At 62.6% G+C, this 3608-nt stretch carries 5 protein-coding genes; 3 read left to right on the top strand and 2 right to left on the bottom strand.

From position 1 onward, the window contains the following. From OXF11_08530 to OXF11_08520, 3 genes are all read left to right on the top strand, one after another. Positions 1-417, top strand: a 417-nt coding sequence (locus OXF11_08530) for an ABC transporter permease (protein MCY4487144.1), incomplete at its 5' end; no start/stop codon positions are given. Next, the gene (locus OXF11_08525; protein MCY4487143.1) at positions 410-1321 is read left to right on the top strand and encodes an ABC transporter permease; all 912 of its coding nucleotides are present in this window, start codon (positions 410-412) and stop codon (positions 1319-1321) included. The genes OXF11_08530 and OXF11_08525, both read left to right, overlap by 8 nt. Before the next feature lie 112 nt (positions 1322-1433). Beyond that, positions 1434-2150, top strand: a complete 717-nt coding sequence (locus tag OXF11_08520; GenBank protein ID MCY4487142.1) for a hypothetical protein — start codon at positions 1434-1436, stop codon at positions 2148-2150. A 191-nt stretch (positions 2151-2341) separates the two neighbouring features. Here OXF11_08520 and OXF11_08515 read toward each other — a convergent pair whose 3' ends face one another. Beyond that, positions 2342-2656 carry a nucleotidyl transferase AbiEii/AbiGii toxin family protein gene (locus OXF11_08515; protein ID MCY4487141.1) on the bottom strand — a complete coding sequence of 105 codons (315 nt, stop codon included), beginning with the start codon at positions 2654-2656 and terminating at the stop codon, positions 2342-2344. Then, on the bottom strand, positions 2653-3375 hold the full coding sequence (locus tag OXF11_08510) for a hypothetical protein (protein ID MCY4487140.1): 723 nt from the start codon (positions 3373-3375) through the stop codon (positions 2653-2655). The genes OXF11_08515 and OXF11_08510 overlap by 4 nt, the downstream gene beginning before the upstream one ends. Positions 3376-3608: the final 233 nt, after the last annotated feature.

Below are 3608 nucleotides of genomic sequence, written 5' to 3'. Positions count from 1 at the left end.
GAGTCGTACGTGCTGCCGGCCGTGACCCTGGGCCTTTTCGGCTTCATGCTTGCGGGGGTGGTGCGGCTCTTGCGCGGCTCCATGCTGGACGTGCTGGACAGCGAGTACGTCAAGTTCGCGCGCATGAAGGGCCTGGCCGAATCGGTGGTAACCTGGAAGCACGCCCTCAAGAACGCGCTGATCCCGGTGGTGACCTTCGTCGGCTTCTACTTCGGCATCCTCATGGCCGGCAGCGTGGTGGTGGAGACCGTGTTCGCCTGGCCCGGGATCGGCCGGCTGGCCTTCGAGGCGGTTCAGTGGCGCGACTACCCGGTGATCCAGGGCGTCGTGCTGCTGGTGTCCACCATCATCCTGGCGGCCAATCTCGTGGTGGACATCCTGTACGCCTACATCGATCCCCGGATTCGCTATGGCTGACACCGGCATCACCGTAACGGCCGACACCGGTGTGGCCGTCTCCGCGAGCGATCTTCCCGGATCGGTGCGCGCCCGCGCGCGCAGGCTGCTGGTGGTCCCCTTGTTGATCCTCCTCCTCTTCGGAGGTCTCGGGGTGCTGGCCGACGTCGTGGCCCCCTACCCCCCCAACAAGATCGCGCTCAGGGCACGGCTGCTGCCGCCGGCGTGGCAGGAGGGAGGCAGGCTGGCCCATCCCCTGGGCACCGACCGGCTGGGGCGTGACATGACCAGCCGCATCATCCACGGCGCGCGAGTGTCCATTGCCGCGGGCCTGGCGGCCGTGGCCGTGGGCGGCGTTATCGGCACCCTGCTGGGGCTTATCTCGGGCTACTTCGGACGCTGGGTCGACACCCTCATCATGCGCGCCACCGACGCCATGCTGTCGCTCCCCATCATCCTGATCGCGCTGCTCTTCGCGGTGGTGTTCGGTCCGAGCTTCAGGAACCTCATACTCGTCCTGGGCCTGGTGATGTGGGCACGGTTCGCCCGCCTCGTGCGCGGCGAGGTGCTGACCTGGAAGGAGCGGGAGTTCGTCGCCCTGGCCCGGGTGGCCGGCTGCTCCCCGTTTCGAATCCTCCAGCGCCACATCTTCCCCAACATCGTCAACCCCCTGGTGGTGCTGGCGACGCTTCAGGTGGGTTGGGTCATCATCGTGGAGGCTTCGTTGAGCTTCCTGGGCGCGGGAATCCCGCCGCCCACGCCTTCCTGGGGGGCCATGATCGCGGACGGCCGTTCGCACATCACCACGGCGTGGTGGCTGTCGTTCTTCCCGGGGGTGGCACTCGTGCTGGTGGTGCTGTCCATCAACCTGCTGGGAGACTGGCTGCGCGATTTCCTGGACCCCAGGACCCGGAACCTGACCTGACACGGCGATCGGATGAGGCCCTCGACCACATCATGTCCCGCGGCACAAACCTGTGGACTTTCACCGGCCGATATGTGACAGGACATCACACGTCACCTGAGGAGGCCCAGCCATGTACGGATATCGCGCCCGAATCGGATACACGTCCCCGCCCTACCTGACGGAGACCTTCCCCTACGAGTTCTACAAGATGGTGCCGGAGGGCGTGACGCTGGTCCTCACCACCCTCGCCATCAAGAAGCTGACCGAACAAGAAACCGTCCGGAGCGTGGAGATGACCCTGGAGGCGGCCCGGGAGATGGGCCAGGCCGGGGTCGACATCATGGTCTTCGGCGGCGTTCCGCTGAACCTGTCCCTGGGCTATGAAGGGCTCGCGGAAACCCTGCGCAAGACCGAGGAAGAGATCGGCGTGCCGGTCACCTCCAGCATCACCGCACAGGTCAACGCCTTGCGCGCCGTGGGCGCCAACAAGCTCGTGCTCCTGCACCCCTTCATCGACCCCGAGGGCTTCCACGCCGAGTACGTCACCCACTACGGCTTCGAGCTGTTGGGTTTCAAGGGCGCCCAGAAAACAGTCGCCGACCTCGCCACCATCTCGCAGGACGACGTGAAGGCCCTCGCCGAGGCACTCTACCGCGACTACCCCGACGCCGACACCATCTACATCCCCGCGCCCCACTGGGGCATCATCGAGATCATCGAGCCGCTGGAGCAGGAACTCGGCGTCAACGTGATCATCGCCATACAGGCCATCGTGTGGGAGACGCTGCGCCGCACCGGAGTGAACGACCGCATCAACGGCTACGGGCGGCTGCTGCGGGAGCACTGACCGACCCATCCAGGGAGATTCTGATCAATTGGTGCCGGCACAATTGATCAGAGTCCTCCGGTTCTCAAGAACTACGTCAATCCTCGTGTTCTGCGCGAAAGGAACTTCAGGAAGGCCAGGGTTCCTCCCGATAGTGCAGCCGGCGCAGAAAAATCCGTGCCGTCACCAACACCAACTGCATGCGGAACGTGTCATCCGTCCATTCCTTCGAATCTCGGGAGAAAAACTTGACTCTGCCCACATGCCTCCTCTACCAAGTACTCCATTTCCTCGCCTACGGGAGTCCCTTCGAGACTCGAGAAGTCCAGATCCTCGGAGAAACGATACTCGCCGAAGTAGCACTTCTTGAGGGCGGTTCCACCCTTGAAGACGAGGTTGTCTCTGAGCGCGGGCTTCTCAGCGATCCCGGCAAGAAGCCATGACAACAGGTAGTCCCTTTCAAGGACCTCCCATGGAGTGTCCGAGCGCGCCCGTTCTTCCAGAAGGCGTGTACGCAGCGGCCTCATGCCTGGCCACTCCCCGGCAGGTTCTCCTGGACCCTCCAGCGACTATTGTTCGGCCCCCTTCTAGGCCCGGAGGGATCGAGTTGACGGTAGCCGTTGACGGGAAGGGAGGCCAACTGTTGAACGTAGAATGAGTCGACATCGTGGGCTTCGAGGGCCCACCCCAAGCGCTTGGCGGTTGCCGTGCCGAGACGAATCGCATACCGCGTAATGCGTTCAATGTTCAATCGAGGCACGGCAACTTGGAAAGCATGGAGGACCTCCGCGAAGTCACCGCAGTATTGAGGCATCGAGAGGCCATCCAGCAGGGTACGTTCCAGGTCTGTCATGACTACGCGGGCGTCGCCAACCCAGATTCGCTCAGTCCCGAAGAACCGCTTTGGCCTTACTTGGGTGAAGCGGTACGTCGTGCCCCTTATCACATAACCGTTGACAGCGCCCATGGAACCCTCTCCCCTCGTACGGGGAACGGTAGCTCCCAGGGTCGTAAGGACGAACACTGCCCTTGGGACCTGTTCGGTCAGGCCGTGTTGGTGCAAGGCCGACCAGTGGGAGATCGCGGAAGGCTCGACGAGTGCGGTGCCGATCTCGAACTCGTGGGCAGCCGTTACGCCGGGCACCGTGGAAGAAAGCGCATGAAGGCCGCGCCTCAGCGAAACGATCCAGCCGTTGCGTCTGAGATGATACAAGGACTCCGCCACGTAGGCCTCCTTGAGGCCCACACGAGGCGCCAATTCCTTCGCCTGTGCCGTTGTGAAAATCCGGTACCCCTCATAGGCAAGGACTCGGACCAACTCGATACCGACTAGAGATTGCTTAGCCCATCTTTAACATGAATGTGGGGATTTAGGGTATTTTGTGTACGGGTGCACCATCTAACCTATTGAATTCATTGAGATCATGTTTCTGGGGACGGAATGTAGTGCCATACTAATGTATCATGGCTTGCATTCCG

It is taken from the genome of Deltaproteobacteria bacterium (assembly GCA_026712905.1).
GTDB lineage: Bacteria > Desulfobacterota > Binatia > UBA9968 > JAJDTQ01 > JAJDTQ01.
This window is presented reverse-complemented; position numbering and strand designations above follow the sequence as displayed.

Coding starts and splice junctions, on each gene's coding strand:
- OXF11_08515 (MCY4487141.1), bottom strand. CDS start 2,656: ATGAGGCCGCTGCGTACACGCCTTCTGGAAGAACGGGCGCGCTCGGAC.
- OXF11_08520 (MCY4487142.1), top strand. CDS start 1,434: ATGTACGGATATCGCGCCCGAATCGGATACACGTCCCCGCCCTACCTG.
- OXF11_08525 (MCY4487143.1), top strand. CDS start 410: ATGGCTGACACCGGCATCACCGTAACGGCCGACACCGGTGTGGCCGTC.